This is a genomic window from Pirellulales bacterium, from assembly GCA_036490175.1.
Classification (GTDB): Bacteria; Planctomycetota; Planctomycetia; order Pirellulales; family JACPPG01; genus JACPPG01.
Genome location: DASXEJ010000286.1, coordinates 1 through 18,686, shown reverse-complemented (window position 1 = coordinate 18,686; position 18,686 = coordinate 1). Strand labels below are relative to the sequence as shown.

At 60.5% G+C, this 18,686-nt stretch carries 12 protein-coding genes; 7 read left to right on the top strand and 5 right to left on the bottom strand.

Annotated elements, in window-relative coordinates; all coding sequences use genetic code 11:
- A partial coding sequence (locus VGG64_21700; GenBank protein ID HEY1602232.1) for a hypothetical protein occupies window positions 1–614 on the top strand: 614 nt, incomplete at its 5' end.
- An 841-nt stretch (window positions 615–1,455) separates the two neighbouring features.
- A complete protein-coding gene (locus tag VGG64_21695) occupies window positions 1,456–2,826 on the top strand; it encodes a bifunctional methionine sulfoxide reductase B/A protein (GenBank protein HEY1602231.1) in 1,371 nt (456 codons plus the stop codon).
- A 43-nt stretch (window positions 2,827–2,869) separates the two neighbouring features.
- On the opposite strand, the gene VGG64_21690 is transcribed toward VGG64_21695, so the two are convergent.
- Entirely contained in the window at window positions 2,870–4,276 is a 1,407-nt protein-coding gene (locus tag VGG64_21690; protein ID HEY1602230.1) for a tetratricopeptide repeat protein, read from the bottom strand.
- Window positions 4,277–4,512: 236 nt separating this feature from the next.
- Window positions 4,513–7,365 carry a leucine--tRNA ligase gene (leuS, locus tag VGG64_21685; GenBank protein ID HEY1602229.1) on the bottom strand — a complete coding sequence of 951 codons (2,853 nt, stop codon included), beginning with the start codon at window positions 7,363–7,365 and terminating at the stop codon, window positions 4,513–4,515.
- 352 nt (window positions 7,366–7,717) lie between these two features.
- Here leuS and VGG64_21680 point away from each other — a divergent pair, with 352 nt between their 5' ends.
- Both VGG64_21680 and VGG64_21675 read left to right on the top strand, forming a co-directional pair.
- Entirely contained in the window at window positions 7,718–9,094 is a 1,377-nt protein-coding gene (locus VGG64_21680; GenBank protein ID HEY1602228.1) for an SH3 domain-containing protein, read from the top strand.
- Window positions 9,095–9,440: 346 nt separating this feature from the next.
- Window positions 9,441–11,897 carry an MMPL family transporter gene (locus VGG64_21675; protein HEY1602227.1) on the top strand — a complete coding sequence of 819 codons (2,457 nt, stop codon included), beginning with the start codon at window positions 9,441–9,443 and terminating at the stop codon, window positions 11,895–11,897.
- Between the two features lie 39 nt (window positions 11,898–11,936).
- On the opposite strand, the gene VGG64_21670 is transcribed toward VGG64_21675, so the two are convergent.
- Window positions 11,937–12,893, bottom strand: coding sequence for an ornithine cyclodeaminase family protein (locus tag VGG64_21670; protein HEY1602226.1), 957 nt, complete (start codon window positions 12,891–12,893; stop codon window positions 11,937–11,939).
- A 41-nt stretch (window positions 12,894–12,934) separates the two neighbouring features.
- Complete coding sequence (gene xylB, locus VGG64_21665; GenBank protein HEY1602225.1) at window positions 12,935–14,467, bottom strand: xylulokinase; 1,533 nt, start codon at window positions 14,465–14,467, stop codon at window positions 12,935–12,937.
- A gap of 341 nt (window positions 14,468–14,808) precedes the next feature.
- Here xylB and VGG64_21660 point away from each other — a divergent pair, with 341 nt between their 5' ends.
- Window positions 14,809–15,585 (top strand): 3-ketoacyl-ACP reductase, encoded by a 777-nt coding sequence (locus VGG64_21660; GenBank protein ID HEY1602224.1) that lies wholly within the window; start codon window positions 14,809–14,811, stop codon window positions 15,583–15,585.
- A 2-nt stretch (window positions 15,586–15,587) separates the two neighbouring features.
- Here the strand turns inward: VGG64_21660 and VGG64_21655 are convergent, their stop codons facing one another.
- Window positions 15,588–15,902, bottom strand: a complete 315-nt coding sequence (locus VGG64_21655) for a site-specific integrase (GenBank protein ID HEY1602223.1) — start codon at window positions 15,900–15,902, stop codon at window positions 15,588–15,590.
- A 463-nt stretch (window positions 15,903–16,365) separates the two neighbouring features.
- Between VGG64_21655 and VGG64_21650 the strand changes: the two genes are divergently transcribed.
- Window positions 16,366–17,118 (top strand): type I restriction enzyme HsdR N-terminal domain-containing protein, encoded by a 753-nt coding sequence (locus VGG64_21650; protein HEY1602222.1) that lies wholly within the window; start codon window positions 16,366–16,368, stop codon window positions 17,116–17,118.
- 311 nt (window positions 17,119–17,429) lie between these two features.
- Window positions 17,430–18,284 carry a hypothetical protein gene (locus VGG64_21645; protein HEY1602221.1) on the top strand — a complete coding sequence of 285 codons (855 nt, stop codon included), beginning with the start codon at window positions 17,430–17,432 and terminating at the stop codon, window positions 18,282–18,284.
- Window positions 18,285–18,686: the final 402 nt, after the last annotated feature.

Sequence of the window (18,686 nt, the reverse complement as noted above, 5' to 3'; positions counted from 1 at the left end):
CCGCGACCGCATTTGTAGCGACAGGCTTAGGGGGTGTGGCACCAGGAGTTTTGGCTGCCGGCGCGCCGCTACCTTCCAGCGGAGCCAGGCTGAGATCGCTATCACCCGCTGGGCTCTTCGCAGAAGTTGGCGCAGGTGCTGGTTTGGGCGCTGGTTGTTTGGCGAAACTCTCTTCGAGCGGCGCAAGCCCAAGAATGCTGCTGCTGGGCCCCGATGCTTTGGCACCGGAAGACGCGGTTACTGGGGCGGATACCGTGGGCGGAGTCTGCTTGGCGTGGACCTCTTCCATCGGCGCCAAGCCGATATTACTGTCGCCGCCAAGCGACGGCGCCCCGGCCGAAGTTGGGCCTGGCGATATGGTACCGGATGGTGGCAAACGTGAGCCAAGCGAAAACGACGGAGTCGCTGGTGGTGGAGACGGCGGCGAGGGCGCCGGACCTTCGAGCGGCAATAAGTCCATGCCTGCCTCGGTCTCGATCGATGGCACCGTGATGGCGCCTTGGCAATGCGGACAGCGACCGCGCTGGCCGCCGTACTGCTCCTTCATCCGCAACGTATTTCCGCAACCCGGACAATTAAAGACGATAATCATGACCGCGCCACAGCGAGGATGACATGCGGACGGAACTCAGTGGATAGCCAGGCTATGATCCCCGTTGTCAGGGAATGGCAACCTCGCCGGAACTGAAACGCTTGTACATCATCGCCTGTTTAGGTGCTTAAGACAAGGAAGGGACTGACGCTGCAAACCGAATGGCGGCCCGCTGTTTCGCCTAGTTTTAGCGAAAGCAGCATGTGCCGTACGCTGAACGGCATATGCCGCCAAACCGATCAGGGCACGCACCACGCTGTGGGGCAAAGGACTTTGACCGTCGAAATCTTGGCCGCCGCTGTTTACCTGATAAACCCATGAACTCGCTTCCACCGTGCTTAGATTCGTTACACGCCGGAACATTTACTCTGGAACCGGCAGGCCCCGGCGATGCTTTCAATCGCAGGATATGGTTCTAGAATCGTCGCAACATGCCACGATTTCGTAAGGACATTCGTCGCACATCCCAATTGCTTGGGGCTTTCGTCGACCGAGCCAATAGTTGCCTAATGCAAGTCGGCAAGATCACTCCGGCGGCCTGTCGAGCAGCGTCGCATCCAGATGGGACTTTGCACCCCATGAGTGCGAGTGATTGCACTGGAGTCTCGATTCGGCGCGCCCAGGGAAAACGGCGAATTTTCGGCCTACGCCGCCGCCCAAATGGTCCAGCGACCGGACGGGCAGCCACGGTTGAGATGGGAATGCCTAGCGGCGCAGTCGTACGGGGCTTTCGCCCCAACCCTTGCGGTTTTGTCACCTGACTAAAATTGCTCCTTTCGGCCGGGTTGCTATAGTTAAGACGTCCCCCGGACGCTTGCGCAGGTGGGTGGCACGTTTGCTCTTTTTCGTGAGGAGCCCGGTCGATGCGTACGACTCAGGTGACTTGCACTGTAGTGCTATTGTTAGTGTGGTCGTTTGCCGTGGCTCGGGCCGCCGTCGCCGAGGATGGCTCGACCACAACCCCCACCGCGACTAAAGCTCGATCGACGACACCATCCGCGAGCAAACGCGACCCGCATCTGGTCAGCGTTTATGTGTTCGACCGCGAGGGACAACTCGTCGGTCCGGTCGACTCGCCAAAATTGGTGCTCAGTCCGGCGCAATGGCGACGCCGACTTACGCCCGACCAGTTTCACGTGCTGCGCGCCAAGGACACGGAAGCCCCCTTTTGTGGAAACCTGTTAGACAACAAGAAGGAAGGAGTCTACTGCTGTGCGGGTTGCGGTTTGCCACTGTTTTCTTCGTCGGCCAAGTTCGATTCCGGCACAGGTTGGCCAAGCTTCTTAAAGCCGGTCGGCAAAGAGAATATTGAGTTCACACGCGACGTCAGCGACGGCTCCTCGCGCGTCGAGGTGAAGTGCGTGCGCTGCAAGGGGCACCTGGGTCACGTGTTTAATGATGGTCCAGCGCCGACCGGGATGCGGTTCTGCATGAATTCCGCTTCGCTTGTCTTCACCGACGCCGACGCCCTGGCTAGCATCGCCGACCCGGCCGCTGACAAGCACGAGCACGCGACTTCGTTGGCGTCGGCCGACGGTGCCAGTAGTGCGAAGGGGACTGATAATAATAAAGTAGCAGCTAGCGACGCGGTCGTACCGGCCAGCCAGGGAGCTGCCGGCAAGTTGGAGCGAACGGCCGCCGTGTCAGCGAACAAGGAGAAGAACATGACCGAGACGGCAGTATTTGCCGGTGGATGTTTTTGGTGTACCGAGGCGGCGTTTCAACAGCTGCGCGGCGTGAGTGACGTGGAAAGTGGTTACGCGGGCGGAAGTAAGGAAACGGCCACCTATGACCAAGTCTCGCGCGGCACCACTGGGCACGCCGAGGCGATCCGCGTTACCTACGATCCGTCGGTGATCACGTACGACCAATTGCTAATGGTGTTTTTCGACGCGCATGATCCTACGCAGCTCAATCGCCAAGGCCCCGACATGGGGACCCAGTATCGGTCGGCGATTTTCTACGACAGCGATGCGCAAAAGAAGGCCGCCGAAGCGAAGATTCACGAATTGACCGACAAGAAGGCCTATGGCCAGCGGCGGATCGTGACCAAGCTTGAACCGCTGAAGGCGTTTTATCCCGCCGAGACGTACCACCAGGATTTCGTGCTGAATAATCCCTTTCAGCCGTATGTACGCGGCCACTCGATTCCCAAGGCCTGCTCCGTCCAGAAACGTCACCCGGAACTGATGGACCCCGAGAAGGCCGCGCGGATCGCGGAAATGGCGCGCTAAGCCCCACGACTCTATCGTGCGACCAGCGACTCGGTCAGCATCCTTACTGTCGCGGATTGTTTTGCGGCGCTTGTCCGCGGGCGACGCTTGCCGGTGCTCTCACGGACGCGGTGGTGGCGGAATCCGTGGCGGGCTTGGTGCCGAGCTTACTGCGCACCTTGCTGACTAGTTCTTGAGCCGCGCGGGTGTGAGCGTCATCCGGCCCTGCGGTTTTCCGATGAATCTCGGCCGCGCGCTCGGCCAGCGGCAGCGCCTCGTTGTAGCGGCCTTGGTTTCCATACGACGCGACCAGGCGTGACAGGCCCTCGGCATATTCCGCGTGATTTTCGCCGAGTTCTTTTTTGATCCAGTCGAGATCCGCGCGGAGTAATGTATCGGCTTCGTCGAAATGGCGCTCGGCCATGAGCGTCAGCCCGAGATTTGAGCGGGCCATGCGCGTCATCGCTTGGCCGCCGCCGATCGTAGGCTCGAAAATTTCGAGTGCCTGACGGAACAAGGGCCCAGCTGCGGCCAGGTTTTGGTCAGCATAGTAAATGGTGCCCGTATTGAGCAGGCTTTGGGCTACCGATTCGTGCTTGTCACCCAATTGGTCGCGGCGGATCTGCGTGGTCTGCTGCAACAGCGCGACAGCCTCGGCGTTTCGATTCATGTCGTGCAGGAGCATGGCGAGATTGTTGAGGTGTACGGCGTACTGCAAGTGATTTTCGCCCCATAGCGAGCGCGCTCGTTCGACGGTCTGACGCAACAAAGGCTCGGCCTCGCTGGTGCGACCTCCGGCCTGCAGTAGCAGGCCAAGCGCGCTAGTGCTGCTGACCGTGTCAGGATGCAACGCCGTCAAGACCTTTTCACGTATCGTCAACGCCTGACGAAACAGGAATTCGGCGGCGGCAGTGTCTCCCAGCGCAATCTGCCAGCGGGCCTGCAGATCGATCAGGCTGGCCACGGCGTAGTGTTCTTCACCCCATACCTGGGCGGCGAGCGTGTGCGCTTCGCTCAGTGCGGTCAGCGCTTCTTGCCTTTTGCCGAGCTGCCACAATTGACGCGCCCGCTGCTCGCGCGCGTTGGACTCGTCGTTCTTGGCCCGCTGGATTGGCTCCAGCTCGTGCAGCTGACTTTGGCGGGCCAGGGCAAGTTGCGCCGTGCGCGTCTCCCAGGCATCGGCGCCGTATTGCGCTTCGAGCAACTGCGTTATCTCTTTGCGGGACACGATGGCATTTGCGAAATAGCCGCGGCGTTCATGATCTTCGGCTTGTCGAGTTAGCATGGCGAGTTGCCGAGCAAAGTCGGCTCGGTCGGCCGACGAATTGTCGCCGGATGCGGCATCCTCGCTCGTCGCGGCTGCCACTAGCGCGTCGTCGCGTGGTGCGTCAGCAGTCGGTTCGCCTCCACTACGCGAACAACCGCAGGCGGCAAGTAGCAACAACAGAGAAACGTCGCGCAGTGGAAGCATTGCTCTGTTCCCGACGTGGGGGTAGGGTGCGCTGCGGGCACCGGGCATGAATAGGAAAGGAAAGGTTCGCCGGCACCGTAGGATCGGGCTTCGTCTGAGCCGCGGATTAAACCAAACCGTCCCCGTCGTCACCAAGGGCAGTTCGCACGGCCTGACGCCCTTGCAAGGGTTCCCACAGGTTGCTCTCGGCGGCCACGCGGAAGAAACAGTGTGGGCAGAATGGGATGCCGCGATCTTTACTTTACGACGAAGTTCACCAGCCGGCCTGGGACCGCGATCACTTTTACCACGGTCTTACCGGCCAGTAGCTCGGCGATGCGCACATCCGCGCGCGCCGCGGCTTCGGTAGCCGTGGCGTCGGCGTCCGCAGCCACGACGATGCGACCGCGCAGCTTGCCATTGACCTGTACCGGTACTTCGACGGTGTCTTCCTTGATGGCCGCTTCGTCGAACTCCGGCCAGGGCACGTAGGCCAACGAATCCTTATGGCCCAGCAGTTGCCACAATTCTTCGGATATGTGCGGGGCGAAGGGTGATAGCAGCAAGACGAGCGTTTGCATGGCCGATCGCGGCCGGCGCTCTTGCTTCAGGAAGAAGTTGGTGAACTCCATCATCTTGGCGATGGCCGTATTGAAGAACATCCGCTCGATGTCCTGCGTGACGCCCTGAATCGTGCGATGCAGCACACGATTCTGCTCGGGCGTGGGGGCATCGGCGAAGATCGCCGGATTCAATTCCAACGTCTCGCTGCGCTCGGCCGTGATCATTCGCCAGACGCGATCCAGAAAGCCGCGGACGCCGTTGACACCCTCCATGCTCCAGGGCTTCACGGCTTCGAGCGGACCCATGAACATCTCGTACAGCCGCAGAGAATCGGCGCCGTATTCCGTGACGACCGCGTCGGGATTCACGACGTTGCCGCGACTCTTCGACATTTTGTACGAGCGGCTTTCGAGCTTGATCGCCGGGTTGGCTTTCCGCACGAAGTCATTGCCACGCTTTTCCACATCCGACGGCGGAACGCGAGCGGGAGTGACGTTTGCTTCGTGTGGGACATCTTCACTTTCAGCACTGGTTGGCGCGGAAACCCAATTGCCTTCCTTATCTTGCCAGCCCGAGAATTCGACCTCGCCCAGGATCATTCCCTGGTTGACCAGCTTCATGAATGGTTCGGACGTGGTGACGATTTTCAGATCGTAGAGGAACTTGTGCCAGAACCGCGCATAGAGCAGGTGCAACACGGCATGTTCGGCGCCGCCGACGTACAGGTCGACAGGCATCCAGGCCCTTTCCAACTCCGGATCGATTAGCGCCCGCTGGTTCTTCGGGTCGATGAACCGCAAGTAATACCAGCACGAGCCGGCCCATTGCGGCATGGTGTTCGTTTCGCGCTTGTACTTCACGCCATTGATGACCGGGTACAGCCAGTCGGTGGGCGCCTCTTCCAGCGGCGGCTCGGGGCGGCCGTGCGGCTTGAAGTGCTTCATCTCGGGCAAATCGAGCGGTAGATCCACCTCGCCCAGCGCCTGGATCATGCCGTTCGGCTCGCCATCGGCTCCTAATTCGTGCAGGATCGGAAACGGCTCGCCCCAGAAGTGCTGCCGGCTGAACAGCCAATCGCGCAACTTGTAGTTCACCGCGGCACGGCCCAGGCCCTGCGCCGCGAGATCCTCGGCGATCTTCTTTTTGAATGCTTTTGTCGATAGTCCGTCGTACCGGCCCGAGTTGATGGCGGTTCCTTCGTCTGGGCAAGCAACTTCGCCTGCCAGTACCGCCGCACGATCGAATTTAGCCGTGCTGCCAGGATCGACCACGGCCTGGATCGGCAGGTTGAACTGTTTGGCGAACTCGAAATCGCGCGTGTCGTGTGCCGGCACGGCCATAATGGCCCCGGTGCCGTAGCCCATCAGCACATAGTCGGCTACCCAAATGGGCACGGGCTGGGCGTTGACGGGGTTAATGGCGTAGGAGCCGGTAAAGACACCGGTTTTGGATTTTGCCAGATCGGTTCGATCAAGATCGCTCTTGCGCGCTGCCTGTTCGCGATAGGCTTGCACGTGGGGGTGTTGGCCCGCGGTCGTCAAACGATCAACGCTCGGATGCTCGGGCGCGATCACCATATACGTGGCGCCGTACAGCGTGTCGGGGCGGGTTGTGTAAACGCGCAGGGCCTGTTCGTCCGGTGCTCGCAAGAAACCCGACTTTGCCCGCGCTTGCTGCCAGAGGACGAACGTCGCTTGCCGGGCAGCTGCATCGTCCTTAGCGTGCGCATCGCCGACATAAAAATCGACCTCGGCTCCCGTGCTGCGGCCGATCCAATTGCGTTGCAGCGCCTTGATCCCTTCGGACCAGTCGACCAGTTTGAGATCATCTTCCAACCGTTCGGCGTAGGCCGTGATCCGCAGCATCCATTGCCGCAACGGAATCCGCACGACCGGGTGTCCACCACGCTCGCTCAGACCGTCGTGGACTTCTTCGTTCGAGAGCACCGTTCCTAGGGCCGGGCACCAGTTCACAGGGGCTTCGAGCTGATAGGCCAGTCGCTCGCTATCGCGATAGCGGCGCACTTTGTTCTCGCCGGCGGCCTGCACATCGGCCGGGATCGGCAGCTCGTCGATCGGACGGGCCTTTTGTTGTTCGACGTCGAACCACGAATTGAAGAGCTTCAGGAAGATCCACTGCGTCCAGCGGAAGTAGGTGGTGTCGGTGGTGCTGACCTCGCGCTCCCAGTCGTAGCTGAATCCCAGCATTTGCAACTGGCGGCGGAAGGTGGCGATATTTTTTTCGGTCGTGGTCCGTGGCGGAGTTCCGGTGCGAATGGCGTGCTGTTCGGCGGGCAGACCAAAGGCGTCCCAGCCCATGGGGTGCAGCACGCTGCGCCCACGCATGCGCTGAAATCGACAGACGATATCGGTTGCCGTGTACCCTTCGGGATGGCCGACGTGCAGCCCGTCGCCGCTGGGGTAGGGGAACATATCGAGCACGTACAGCTTGGGCCCCTTGGGCATGCGCGGCGCGGCGAACGTGCCGTGCTCGCGCCAATATTGCTGCCACTTGGGCTCGATCGTCGCGGGGTTGTAGCGGGGCATGGATACTTCGCCGGGAGAAGGTCGGGGCGGAAAAGCGAGCAGGACGGGGCTCGGGTATGTGCTAGCAGCCGCGATTCTGCGAAGGGCTGATTCTAATAGCTATGCGGAATACCGGCAAACGCTCTAAGTCCGTTAGAAGCAAGCGAGCCCCGTGAGCCGGCGGCGCACTGCGCGCACCGGCAAGATGCACCCGGCGCAAGCGACAGTCGAGGGAATCGCGCATGTCCCGACTGGGCTTGAGTCGCGCCCCTTTTTTCGCTACAAGTTTGGCCCCTTCTACCTGGTCTGTTCTAAACTCCCGATCGGTTTTATTCCCTGCGGCTCGCCGCTGTGGTTGGCGAGGAGGCTGTCGATGTCCCGGCGTCTGCTCTGTGCGGCAATGTTGACGCTCGGTCTGTCGTGCGCAGTGCGAGCCGATGATGGGTATGGCGAGTACGACGAGCCGCAGTTTCCTTACCGTGCCTTCGTCAACGCCGACGATGTTTACGTCCGTAGTGGTCCGGGGCAGAACTACTATCCCGTCTTGCGGCTCAAACGAGGCGAGACCGTTGATGTGTATCGGCACGATCCGGGGGGCTGGTACGCCATCCGGCCGCCGGCGGAATGCTTTAGTTGGATCTCGGCCGAATTCGTTGAGCCGGGCGAGGGGCGCATGGCGACCATCAAGGGCGATCGCGTGGTGGCGCGCGTCGGCAGCGCTTTTAGCGATATCCGCGACGTAATTCAGGTTCGGCTGGACGAGGGGGAATCGGTCGAGGTGCTCGAAGCTAAACGCATCGGTACCGGGCCGGCGGCGCAAACCTGGTACAAGGTTTCTCCCCCGTCGGGCGAATTCCGCTGGGTATCTGGACAATTCATCGCCAGTGAGCAGCCGACGCAGGAAGTTCGTCGTCGCGACCCCAACAATAATTTGCTAATCGCCCGGCATGCCCGGCGTCATGACGACCTGGACGGCGAGGACTCTGTCCCGCGTCGCGACAAGGAAGTCTCGCGCCGCGATAGCGAAAGGGACGAAGACGGGGCGCTCGACCAGGTGGGGGATCGCCGATCGTCAACGCGTGAATCTCTAGAGCGTGCTTCGTGGTCGCAACGGCGCGATCGCGAACTGCAGCCCGAATCGGCAGTGACCGCCCCACGATCCACTATCAACCGCAAGCGACCGGGCCCTGCGCCTGGCGACAAGGAACTACTCCGGGAGTTGGAAGACCTCGATCTTGAACTCTCGACCGAGGTTGCCAAGGAGCCTTCATCCTGGAATCTGCAACCGTTGCGCACGCGGACCGACCAGTTGCTCGCGCGCAGCGAAACGGCGCTCGACCGGGGGCGCGTGCGGCTAGTGCAGCGGAAGGTGGCACGCTTCGAGGACATCAAGCAACGTCACGACATGATCGCCAGTGCGCAATTGGCCACCGACGCACGCAACCAGGATGTCGTACGAGCGTCGCTCGGCGGTTCGATCGGAGTGCGGCCCGATCCCAATCGATTTGACGGAGTGGGCAAGCTCACGCAGCTCTCGCCGGCGCAATCGGGTGTGGCCAGCTTCGCGCTCGTAGATCGCGAAGGGCATGTGCTGAAGTATGTCACGCCGGCACCAGGCGTGAACCTGCGTCCTTATCTTGGACAAGATGTAGGCATTCAAGGGACGTTGGGTTACATGTCCGACGCACACACGCAGCACGTCACGGCCAAGCGCGTCTCGGTGATCGGGAACACTACCATGATCAGGTAGGCGCGAGACTTTGACAGTTACGTGAACCTTGACGACGAGCCCTATATCTTTGGAAATCGGACGTATCGGCCGCGTGCGCGTTTAGTTGGTTTTTCTGCGGTAAAACCGCCGATTTCGGAGAGTAGCTAGCGCCGCCTGCGACGATTCTTCGCCTCGTAACGGTATGGACGAACGAAGCGCCAGCGGTTAGCTTCAAGGGATTCGCGGTGCTGTCAGACCGCGTGCTGGGGATGTGGCTGAAGTCTTGAACTGCGGACCGCTGTGGTGGCACCCTGGACTGGGTCCAATGCAGGCGCCCCACGCAAGGAAGCGCATCTAAGATTGCGATCCGGTTGCTTGGCGAATGATGAAACGCGATTTCTACGCCCGCTATAGTCCTGCGATCTTATTGATCGCAGTGTTCTTGCTGCCGATCTCGTTTGCCGGCGCGCGCCGTGCCTTGCGCAGTAATCAGAATCGGGTCGAGCAGTGGCTCCCCGACCAGTACGAAGAGACGCAGGTCTACGCGGAGTTTCGCAAACACTTTCAGGGCGAGGAATTCGTCCTGGTAAGCTGGGACGGTTGCGTGCTCAACGATCAGCGGCTGAAGCTGCTGGCGGCCAAGCTGGTGCAGCCCGAAGACTCTCAGGTGCCGGCCCACGAACGGTACTTCAGCAAGGCCCTCACGGGGCCCGGCATCATCGAGACTTTGACGTCGCCGCCGATCAATCTTGATCGCGCCGAGGCGATTGAACGATTGCGAGGTTCGCTCGTCGGCCAGAATGGCGAACAGACCTGTCTTGTACTGACGCTCTCGGCCGAGGGGAAAAAGAGCCTCCGTAAGACGATCGGAAAGATCTACGACACCGCCGAGCAACAGTGCAACATCAAGCACGATGCGCTGCACATGGGCGGCCCACCGTCAGACAACGTGGCCATCGATCTGGCCGGCGAACAGAGCCTGGTACGGTTGGCCAGCATTGCCGGGCTGATTGGCCTGGTGGTTTCCTGGTGGTGCCTGCGCAGCTTTAAGCTGGTGGCCATCGTGTTGACCGCCGGCGTATATAGCGCGATGGTCAGTTTGGCGTTCGTGTGGTACACGGGCGGCGAGATGAATGCCATCGTGCTGACGATGCCGTCGCTGGTTTACGTGGCGGCCATCTCGGGCGCGATTCACCTGGCCAATTACTATCGCGATTCGATACACGAAAAAGGACTGGAAGGCGCCGCCACACGCGCCATCTTGCACGCCTGGCTCCCCTTGTCCTTGGCCACCGGAACCACCGCCGTCGGCTTGCTCACGTTGTGCTATAGCGAACTGGTGCCGATCCAGCTGTTCGGCTTCTATTCGGCGATCGGCGTCGTGGTCAGCTTGTTCTTCTTGTTCTTCTTCATGCCGGCCGCGTTCGAGCGTTGGCCGTTGGCGGACGAAGTTACAGGGCCGGCCGAAGCGCCCGCGATCGATCCGGCGTTCTTCAAAGGTTGGAGCAACGTCGGCCATTGGATCATTCGCAACAATATGCTGATGACCGCCGGCGGCCTGGCCGTGATCGCCTTTTGTGCGCTGGGCATGTCGCGGATGGAAACATCGGTGCAGTTGATGCGGCTGTTCTCGCCGAAGGCCAAGGTCGTGACCGACTACGAATGGCTGGAAGAGAATCTCGGCGAGTTGGTGCCGATGGAAGTGGTCATCAACGTCGATCCATTGACGTCGCGGCTCAATTTCCTCGAACGGCTGGAACTCGTGCAGCGCGTGCAGAAGGAAGTGGAGTCGATCCCCGAGGTGGGAAGCAGCCTGTCGGCGGCCACGTTCTCTACTGGCTTGGGTCAGGCAGTACCGACCGACGACACTGCGCCAAAGGCAAAGAGGTCGCGCCGCGGAATCGGCGGGCTCGTCAAGTCGCTGGCCGGCGTTAAAGATGAAGAGCGCACCGCAAGGGAAATTCGCAACAAAAAGCTGGAAGAACACCACGACGAAATTCTGTCCGGTGACTATCTCAAAGAGAAAGACGGCCGCGAGATGTGGCGCGTTAGTGCCCGCGTCAGCGCGCTGAAGAACGTCGACTACGCCAAGTTCGTGGCCGATATCAAGGCCAAGGTCGAGCCCGTCTTGGACGAGGTTCGCCAAAAACTGGGCGAAGACGAAGCCAAGAGCATCGAGGCCACCTATACAGGATTGGTGCCGCTGGTATACAAGGCACAAAACTCGCTGCTGGACGGCCTGGTCACCGGGTTCATTACCGACCTGATTCTGATTTTCATCGCCATTGTCGTGGCGATGCGGGCGCTCTCGGCCGGCATCATTTTGGCGATTCCCAGCGTCTTTCCGCCGATCGTCATATTCGGATTGATGGGATGGTTGGGGATCGTCGTCGATATCGGCACGGTCATGACCCCCAGCGTGGCGTTGGGCGTATCGGTCGACGATATCGTGCATTTCATGCTGCAATATCGACGTGCTCTGGCCACGGGGGCCACGCGCGAAGAGGCGGTGATGGCAGCCTATCATCATTGCGGCCGCGCGATGTATCAAAGCTGGGGCGTGATCGGTCTTGGCTTGTCTGTGTTCGCGCTCAGCCCGTTTACGCCGACGCAACGTTTCGGCTGTATGACGATTGCACTTTTGACAGCCACGCTGTTGGCGAACCTGCTGCTCTTGCCGGCGATATTGGCCGGACCGCTGGGTTATCTGTTCAGCCTGGGGGTGAAGGTAAAAAAGCCGGAGGCGGCCAGCGAGCCGCCGCGGAACACTCCGCCAGCCCCCAAGGGAATGCGCTCGCATGACGAGGCCAGCAGCAGTCGCCAATCGGCCATCGGCCGCTAAGCACTGTCGGCCATCGGTCGCTAGCGGCTGATTATCTTTTTACGCGGGCAGTTCGATGCCGCGTCCTGCCTGCTTAGCCCGTGCCATCAGCGGCGCGGCCAGCGCCAGGTCCTCGATCGCCAAGCCCACCGATTTGAAGAGAGCGATGCCGCCGGTGCGCGTTCGTCCTACGGCTCGGCCGGTGACGACCTCGGCCAGATCAACGGCGCGCCGCCAATCGAAGACTCCCTTCTCGAGTGCGTCGGCGAAATCGCCAGCTTCGTTCTGACAAGCCGCCACGCTATCGCACACGACGATCTCGGCGCGGCGAACGGTCGTGGCGTCGATCTCGGCGCGCGACAGGGCATTTGCTCCTACAGCGCACACGACGGCCCCTTCGGCCAACCAGGCGCCGTCGAAGACCGGCGTGCTGCTGGTGGTGGCCGTGATGACGATGGGCAAGTCTTCGGCGGCTTCTTGCGGGCGATCGACGGCCACCACCTCGAGCGAGAGAAGGGCACTCATCTTCTGGGCGAATACCGTGCGGCGTTCTTCCGAGCGGCTATAGACGAACGCTCGTTTCAGCGGCAACACCGCGGCCGCCGCAGCCAGCTGCGTTTCACCTTGTCGTCCGACGCCGAACAGTCCCAGTTCGCTGGCACCCGGCGCGGCCATCAACCGCAAGGCGACGCCAGTCGTTGCGCCCGTGCGCAATCGTCCCAGTTGATCTGCTTCGATCAATGCCACCAGGCTGCCACTCGTCTGATCGTACAGTCCTACGTGAAAGCGCGCTGCAGTCCGCGTGGTGGTGTAGCATTTCCAGCCGACGTAGCCGAGATACCCGGCAGCGGCGATCATGCTGTGCAACACAATGCCCGCAGCGCGGGCGCGCACGCGTGGAACGTTCTCGGCATCGCCGGCCGCCAGATGATTGAAGGCCGCCTCGACGGCCTCGATCGCTAGCGGCATGTCGAGCAAGTCGGTTACATCGGCTTCGGTCAGATAAATCGCAGCCATGGATGGCTTTCTCTAACGGTGTCGCGTAATTGCCGCCAAAGCTATTCTTGCAGAGCGGCGATGCGACGGAAATCGTCGCGCAGCGATCGGTAGAGTTGCTGGTACTCTGGAAAATTCCGATCGTACGTTTTTACTGCCGCCCGTTGAGATGCCGTAGTCTCGACGACGCGAATGGTCGCCGCACAGGCCTCGCGAATATTCTTGAAGGCGCCCGCGCCCACGGCTGCCAGCAGGGCTACCCCATAGGCGGGGCCCTCCTCGGCATTGATCGTAGAGACCTTCTGGCCAAAGACGTCGGCCTGGATCTGGCGCCAAAGCGCGCTTTTCGAGCCGCCCCCTGAGGCGCGAATTTCGCGCACGGGAATGTTGAGCTGCCGGATGATCTCCAGGCAATCGCGCAGTGAATAAGTGACGCCTTCCATGATGGATCGCAGCATATGGCCGCGGCGATGTGCCAGCGAGAGCCCAATGAAGCAGCCGCGCGCCGCAGGATCGGCATGGGGCGTACGCTCGCCCGATAGGTACGGCAAAAAGAACAGCCCGTCGCTACCGGGTCGGACGCTTTCGGCTTCGCGATTAAGTGCTTCGTAGGCGTCCGCGGTGGTGGGCTCGTCGGCAGGCGCCCCATCGCGGCACAATTCATTCTGAAACCACTGCAGCGATCCGCCGGCCGCCAAGGTGACTCCCATCACATGCCATTTGCCATGTACGGCGTGGCAGAACGTATGCACACGACCTTCCGGGTCGATCTCGACAGTGTCGCTATGAGCGAACATTACGCCCGATGTGCCGATCGACGTCGAGATGACCCCCTTGGCGACAATACCGTTCCCGACCGCTCCGGCGGCGCAATCCCCGGCGCCCCCGACCACGACGCAATCGGTCGACAGCCCCAATTCTTCGGCGGCGGCGCGCGTTAGCTGGCCGGTGACCTGCTCGGATTCGTAGGCGCGGGGAAGCAAATCGATGTCGAGTTCCAGCTTCGACAGCAGTGCGGTCGACCAACGACGATTGGCCACGTCCAGTAGCAGTGTGCCGCTAGCATCGCTCACCTCGGTGGCATACTCGCCCGTCAGACGGCGGCGGATCTCGTCCTTCGGCAGCAGCACCTTGCGCAACTTGTCGAAATGTTTCGGCTCGTGGTTGCGCAGCCAGAGAATCTTGGGCGCCGTGAAACCGGTCAGGGCTGGGTTCGCCACCAGCTTGATCAGCTTGCGCCGGCCTCCGGCGCGGCGCTCGATCTCGCCGCACTCGGCCGCCGTGCGCTGGTCGTTCCACAGCAGTGCGCGACGAATAACCTTGTCGTGCTTATCGAGAAAAACCGATCCGTGCATCTGGCCCGACAGGCCGATCGCTTTAACATCGGCGGCCTTGAGACGCGCTTTCTTAACCACCGACTGAATGGCTGATGTCGTGGCCCGCCACCAGTCCTGCGGATCCTGCTCGCTCCAGGCAGGCTTGGGGTGATAACACGGGTATGTTTCCATGGCGCTGGCGAGAATCGCGCCAGAGTCATCCATCGCCAGCGCTTTGGTTCCCGAAGTGCCGACGTCGATGCCGAGGAAAATGCTCATAGGCGGATTCGTGGAGAGGGGGCAAAAGAATGTGTTTTGCGAGGTGCGCCGTTGTGGCGGGATTGTAACCGGCTGGAGCGCTGAGAAGCAACCGGACCGCGAACGCGAAACTAAGCAAGCGCGACGATTGCGGACGCCGTGCGCATCAATTACTCAGTGCTGTTCGGTGCAGGAACGGAGCGCGCCAACCCCCAATCGAAACTTGGAATTGTGCCGACTCTATTTCAATCGATACGAGCGCGGAGCGGTTCTGGTTTGACAGTCACCGGTGCCCGCTTTAGCTTAGAAGCGGCTCCTGTATTTCTCCTCGTCGCGCGGCTATTGGCCGCTTTTCAAAGCCCATGACCGCCACGCCTGTTTCGCTCGTGACGGGGGCTTCGCGGGGGATTGGCCGCGCAATTGCGCTGGCGTTGGCGCACGTCGGTCATGTGGTGGTGGTCAACTACGTGTCGCGTCAAGCTGCCGCCGACGCCGTGGTGGAAGAAATTCACGCCGCGGGGGGCCATGCCATCTCGGTGCAAGGGGACGTCTCGCAGGCCGAAGACCGTCAGACATTGGTCGAGCGCGCCATCGCGTTTGGCGGGCGCTTGGACGTGTTGGTTAATAACGCCGGGATCACATCGCCAGGACGCCACGACTTGCTCGAGACCACCGAAGCGAGCTGGGATAGCGTGCTAGGTACGAATCTCAAGGGGCCGTTTTTCCTCGCGCAGCTTGCCGCTCGACGGATGATCGACTTTGTGCACGCGGGCACGATTCCCGGTGCCAAGATTATTAATATCTCGTCGATCTCGGCCTATGCCATCAGCACGGACCGCGCCGATTACTGCATTGCCAAGGCAGGCCTGGGCGCCATGACATGGCTCTTCGCAGATAGGCTGGCCAAGGAACGCATCACGGTATTCGAGATCTGTCCAGGCGTGATTGCCACCGACATGACGGAACCGGTCCATGCGAAATATGATCAACGATTGGCCGAGGGGCTGGCGCCCATGCGCCGCTGGGGCGAACCGGACGACGTAGCGCGGGCCGTGGTAGCAATCGTTGCCAACGCGTTCCCCTACAGCACCGGCGAACGAATCAACGTCGATGGCGGATTTCATATTCGCCGGCTGTGAGCTTAATCCCCGGTAGAAACGCTGCTTTTCTGAGCGGTGTTACCAAAAGTGTTACCTGTCGCCCGGCTGTGAGCATCCCATAGCACCGCGGCGGTACTCTGGGCGTTCCGGCCCACGTAGTAACGCATCGTCGTCTCGATGGTCTCGTGCCGCATTAGCTCCATCAGCTGCTGTGGCATGATCCGGGAAGCCCATCGCTCGCCGAAGCTACGTCGCAGGTCGTGGGCGCTGGCATACTTGCCACGCTGCTTATCGACCACTACTCCCGCCTTCTTGCCGATCTCCGAAAGCAGACGGATCACACTGTCCTTGGACATGCGCTCATAGCGTGTCGCCTTCCCTTGCGGCCTGAACACTGGACCGGCACGGTCAGCCTCTGGCACGCCAAGTGGAAGCTTCGCGAACTCAGGCGCAATCGGGTGCGCCATTGGAAGACGAGCGCGCCATATTCGGTGCACTCTCGGTGCGCGTAATGAGCGCGCACAAAAAAACCGCAGCCCCGGTCAGTCGCTTCAAAGCGCTGTTTGGAGCGCCGCGCACGCGTTACCACGTGCGCACGGCTAACCGGGGTTGCGGTGTTTCTGGACATTGCGGAACGCCTAACTAGTGGTTTGAAGCCACATTCGATCACAATGGTCGCCGGCATTGCGACATTTGGCGGTTCAAGCTGTCAATTCAAATTGACGTGGACTAGTGTGCGAGTCGGTCCTGGCATTCCAGATTTCTGGCTGTAAAACATATCCAGCGTTGATCAACTCCGCACATGACCCGAGGTGCTAAGTGGCAGACGTTCCAAAGAGGGTAGGAGAGCGACTCGTAGCCGGCGTCAAGAAGTTCCGGCCGATCGTTGAAGATGCCAAGACGCGCGACGTAGGCGAGGCTGATACCGTCACCGTTGTCACAGACATGTTGGCAGAGTTGTTCGGCTACGACAAGTTCAAGGAGATCACGTCCGAGTTCCCGGTTAAACGCACCGCATGCGATATCGCGACGAAGATCGACGACAAGCTACAGACCTTGATCGAAGTGAAGGCGATCGGCCACGAGTTGAAGGACACCCACGTTCGCCAGGCAGTCGACTATGCAGCGAACCAGGGAGTTGACTGGGTTGTTCTCACAAACGGCCAGCACTGGCGAGCGTACTTTGTGAAGATCCAGAAGCCTATCGAGCAAGAACTGGTGGTCGACATCGACTTCCTGGCGATTGATTCAAAGAAGGACGACGACCTTGGCCTGCTCTACCTGTTGTGCAAGGAGGGCTGGGCGAAGTCTGTGATCGAAGAGTATCAGATCCACCAGGAAGCACTCAGCAGATTCTTCGTGGGCGCTACGCTCCTGGGTGATGCTGTGCTTGCGGTAATCCGCCGCGAGCTACAGAGACTTTCCCCGGAAGTGCGCATCGATGTCGAGGATGTGCGTGTAGTTCTCGAAAAGGATGTGATTAAGCGCGACGTGCTTGAAGGCGACAAGGCCGAGGTGGCGCGCAAGCGCGTTGCCCGTGCTGCGAACGTGGCGCTCAAGGAGACGTCTTAGGGCATACACCTGCCTCGACGTGCTTGGTGGTCACCTTGCCTGGCGTCCGTGTTTCATGCGCTCTCTCGCAAACCGACCGCCCAGGATGCCCCAGGAATTGCGCCGACGGGTCAATGTGACCTTGGATACGTGCCTTTTATGCCGCTAATCGTCGTCGCGCCGTTCACGCTGCCCCGGCGTCAATATCGCAGCCAAGCCACTGGCGACCCGTTGCCTTGGCCGCTGTGGGGTGGCAAGCGTCAGTTTCCCGAGCCTAGCGAGACCTGGACCCCCCATGCTAAGATTAGCTGCTCTCCTTTGTTCTCCTGGTCATGGTGCCGCTGGCCGAAGCAAATCGTGCTCGATGCCCTTCTTTTCGCGGTGCTCCGGTTTCTACGTCCAGATTGGACGTTTCGACCCAACCTTCTACCATTCGGAAGTCCCAGATGCCAACGGTTTCGGCTCCAATTCGTATTTCAGCGGCCACGATGTGTCTTTTATGCGCACTGAGCCAGTTGACATACGGAGGGTCGATCGGTGTGAATTTCGCCACTGATGGAACCGGTGCGGATTTCGACCTGGCTCCCGTTGACGAGACAGGGGTTGTTCCGCAGCAGCATTGGAACAATGCCAACAATAGTGACCCCACCCTGTCGAATCTTCTTGATGACCAAGGGAATGGGACGGGTGCTTCCATCACGTGGACGCACTCGCCCGTATCGACCAATGTTCCAGGTGGCACGCCGGCGGGAGATTTGTTGCACAGCGCCGTTCTTTGCAGTCCTGCTGATGGAATCGTGGTCTCGAACGTACCGTATTCCACTTTCGATCTTTACCTCTACGTCGCAGCCCCAGGCACTCAGCCTCCGTTGGCCGAATTTAAGATTAATCACGCGAATAGTGCGCCGGAGCAGATTTCTGTGATCGGCCTGGCCGATATTTCGGGCAGCACAACATTTGCATTGTCAAGTTTGAGCAACATGGGGAACTACTTGTATCTAGGTGGCGTGAGCGGATCGACCCTTTACATTGGCGGCAGTGGCTTCCCGCCCGTTGACGGATTGCAGATTGTGGAGACGCCTGAGCCGGGAAGCGTCGCATTGCTCATTTCTGCGGTGGCCTGCTGGGCTGGATTTCGTTCGCGCCACTTTTTGCGGTCCCGCGAACGCGCAGTCGTTACTTCGTAACTACGGCGGCCCCGGTATTTTGCATATTGTGGAAAAGACTGGCGCTCGCGCGCTGCCAGAGGTCTCTTTGACGCGAACGGCCGCTGAGCATTAAGCACAACGACCCAGGCGACACTTGATCGCCTGGGGTCGTTTCGTTTACCACCGGTCGGATTGCCGTCCTTCGGTGTTCAATCTTCGGGCCTGGCTGCTTAGCGGCTCCCGGGCTGGCCGCTGGGCGGATTGACTAACGACTGCCCAGCGGTCTTTTTATTGCGCCAGCGATGGTGCCCAGTACAATAGGTCGTATGTCTACTGGCTCTACGACCCGCCGCCGCTGGTATCAATTCTCGTTGGTGACGCTGTTCGCGGCGATGACGGTGTTCGCGGCGTGGTTTGGGCAGCAAGTAAGATGGATTGAAC

What these genes read in the sequence shown, in the direction of transcription:
- VGG64_21695 (HEY1602231.1), top strand. Translation starts at nt 1,456, where the DNA reads ATGCGTACGACTCAGGTGACTTGCACTGTAGTGCTATTGTTAGTGTGG.
- VGG64_21690 (HEY1602230.1), bottom strand. Translation starts at nt 4,276, where the DNA reads ATGCTTCCACTGCGCGACGTTTCTCTGTTGTTGCTACTTGCCGCCTGC.
- leuS (HEY1602229.1), bottom strand. Translation starts at nt 7,365, where the DNA reads ATGCCCCGCTACAACCCCGCGACGATCGAGCCCAAGTGGCAGCAATAT.
- VGG64_21680 (HEY1602228.1), top strand. Translation starts at nt 7,718, where the DNA reads ATGTCCCGGCGTCTGCTCTGTGCGGCAATGTTGACGCTCGGTCTGTCG.
- VGG64_21675 (HEY1602227.1), top strand. Translation starts at nt 9,441, where the DNA reads ATGAAACGCGATTTCTACGCCCGCTATAGTCCTGCGATCTTATTGATC.
- VGG64_21670 (HEY1602226.1), bottom strand. Translation starts at nt 12,893, where the DNA reads ATGGCTGCGATTTATCTGACCGAAGCCGATGTAACCGACTTGCTCGAC.
- xylB (HEY1602225.1), bottom strand. Translation starts at nt 14,467, where the DNA reads ATGAGCATTTTCCTCGGCATCGACGTCGGCACTTCGGGAACCAAAGCG.
- VGG64_21660 (HEY1602224.1), top strand. Translation starts at nt 14,809, where the DNA reads ATGACCGCCACGCCTGTTTCGCTCGTGACGGGGGCTTCGCGGGGGATT.
- VGG64_21655 (HEY1602223.1), bottom strand. Translation starts at nt 15,902, where the DNA reads ATGTCCAAGGACAGTGTGATCCGTCTGCTTTCGGAGATCGGCAAGAAG.
- VGG64_21645 (HEY1602221.1), top strand. Translation starts at nt 17,430, where the DNA reads ATGGTGCCGCTGGCCGAAGCAAATCGTGCTCGATGCCCTTCTTTTCGC.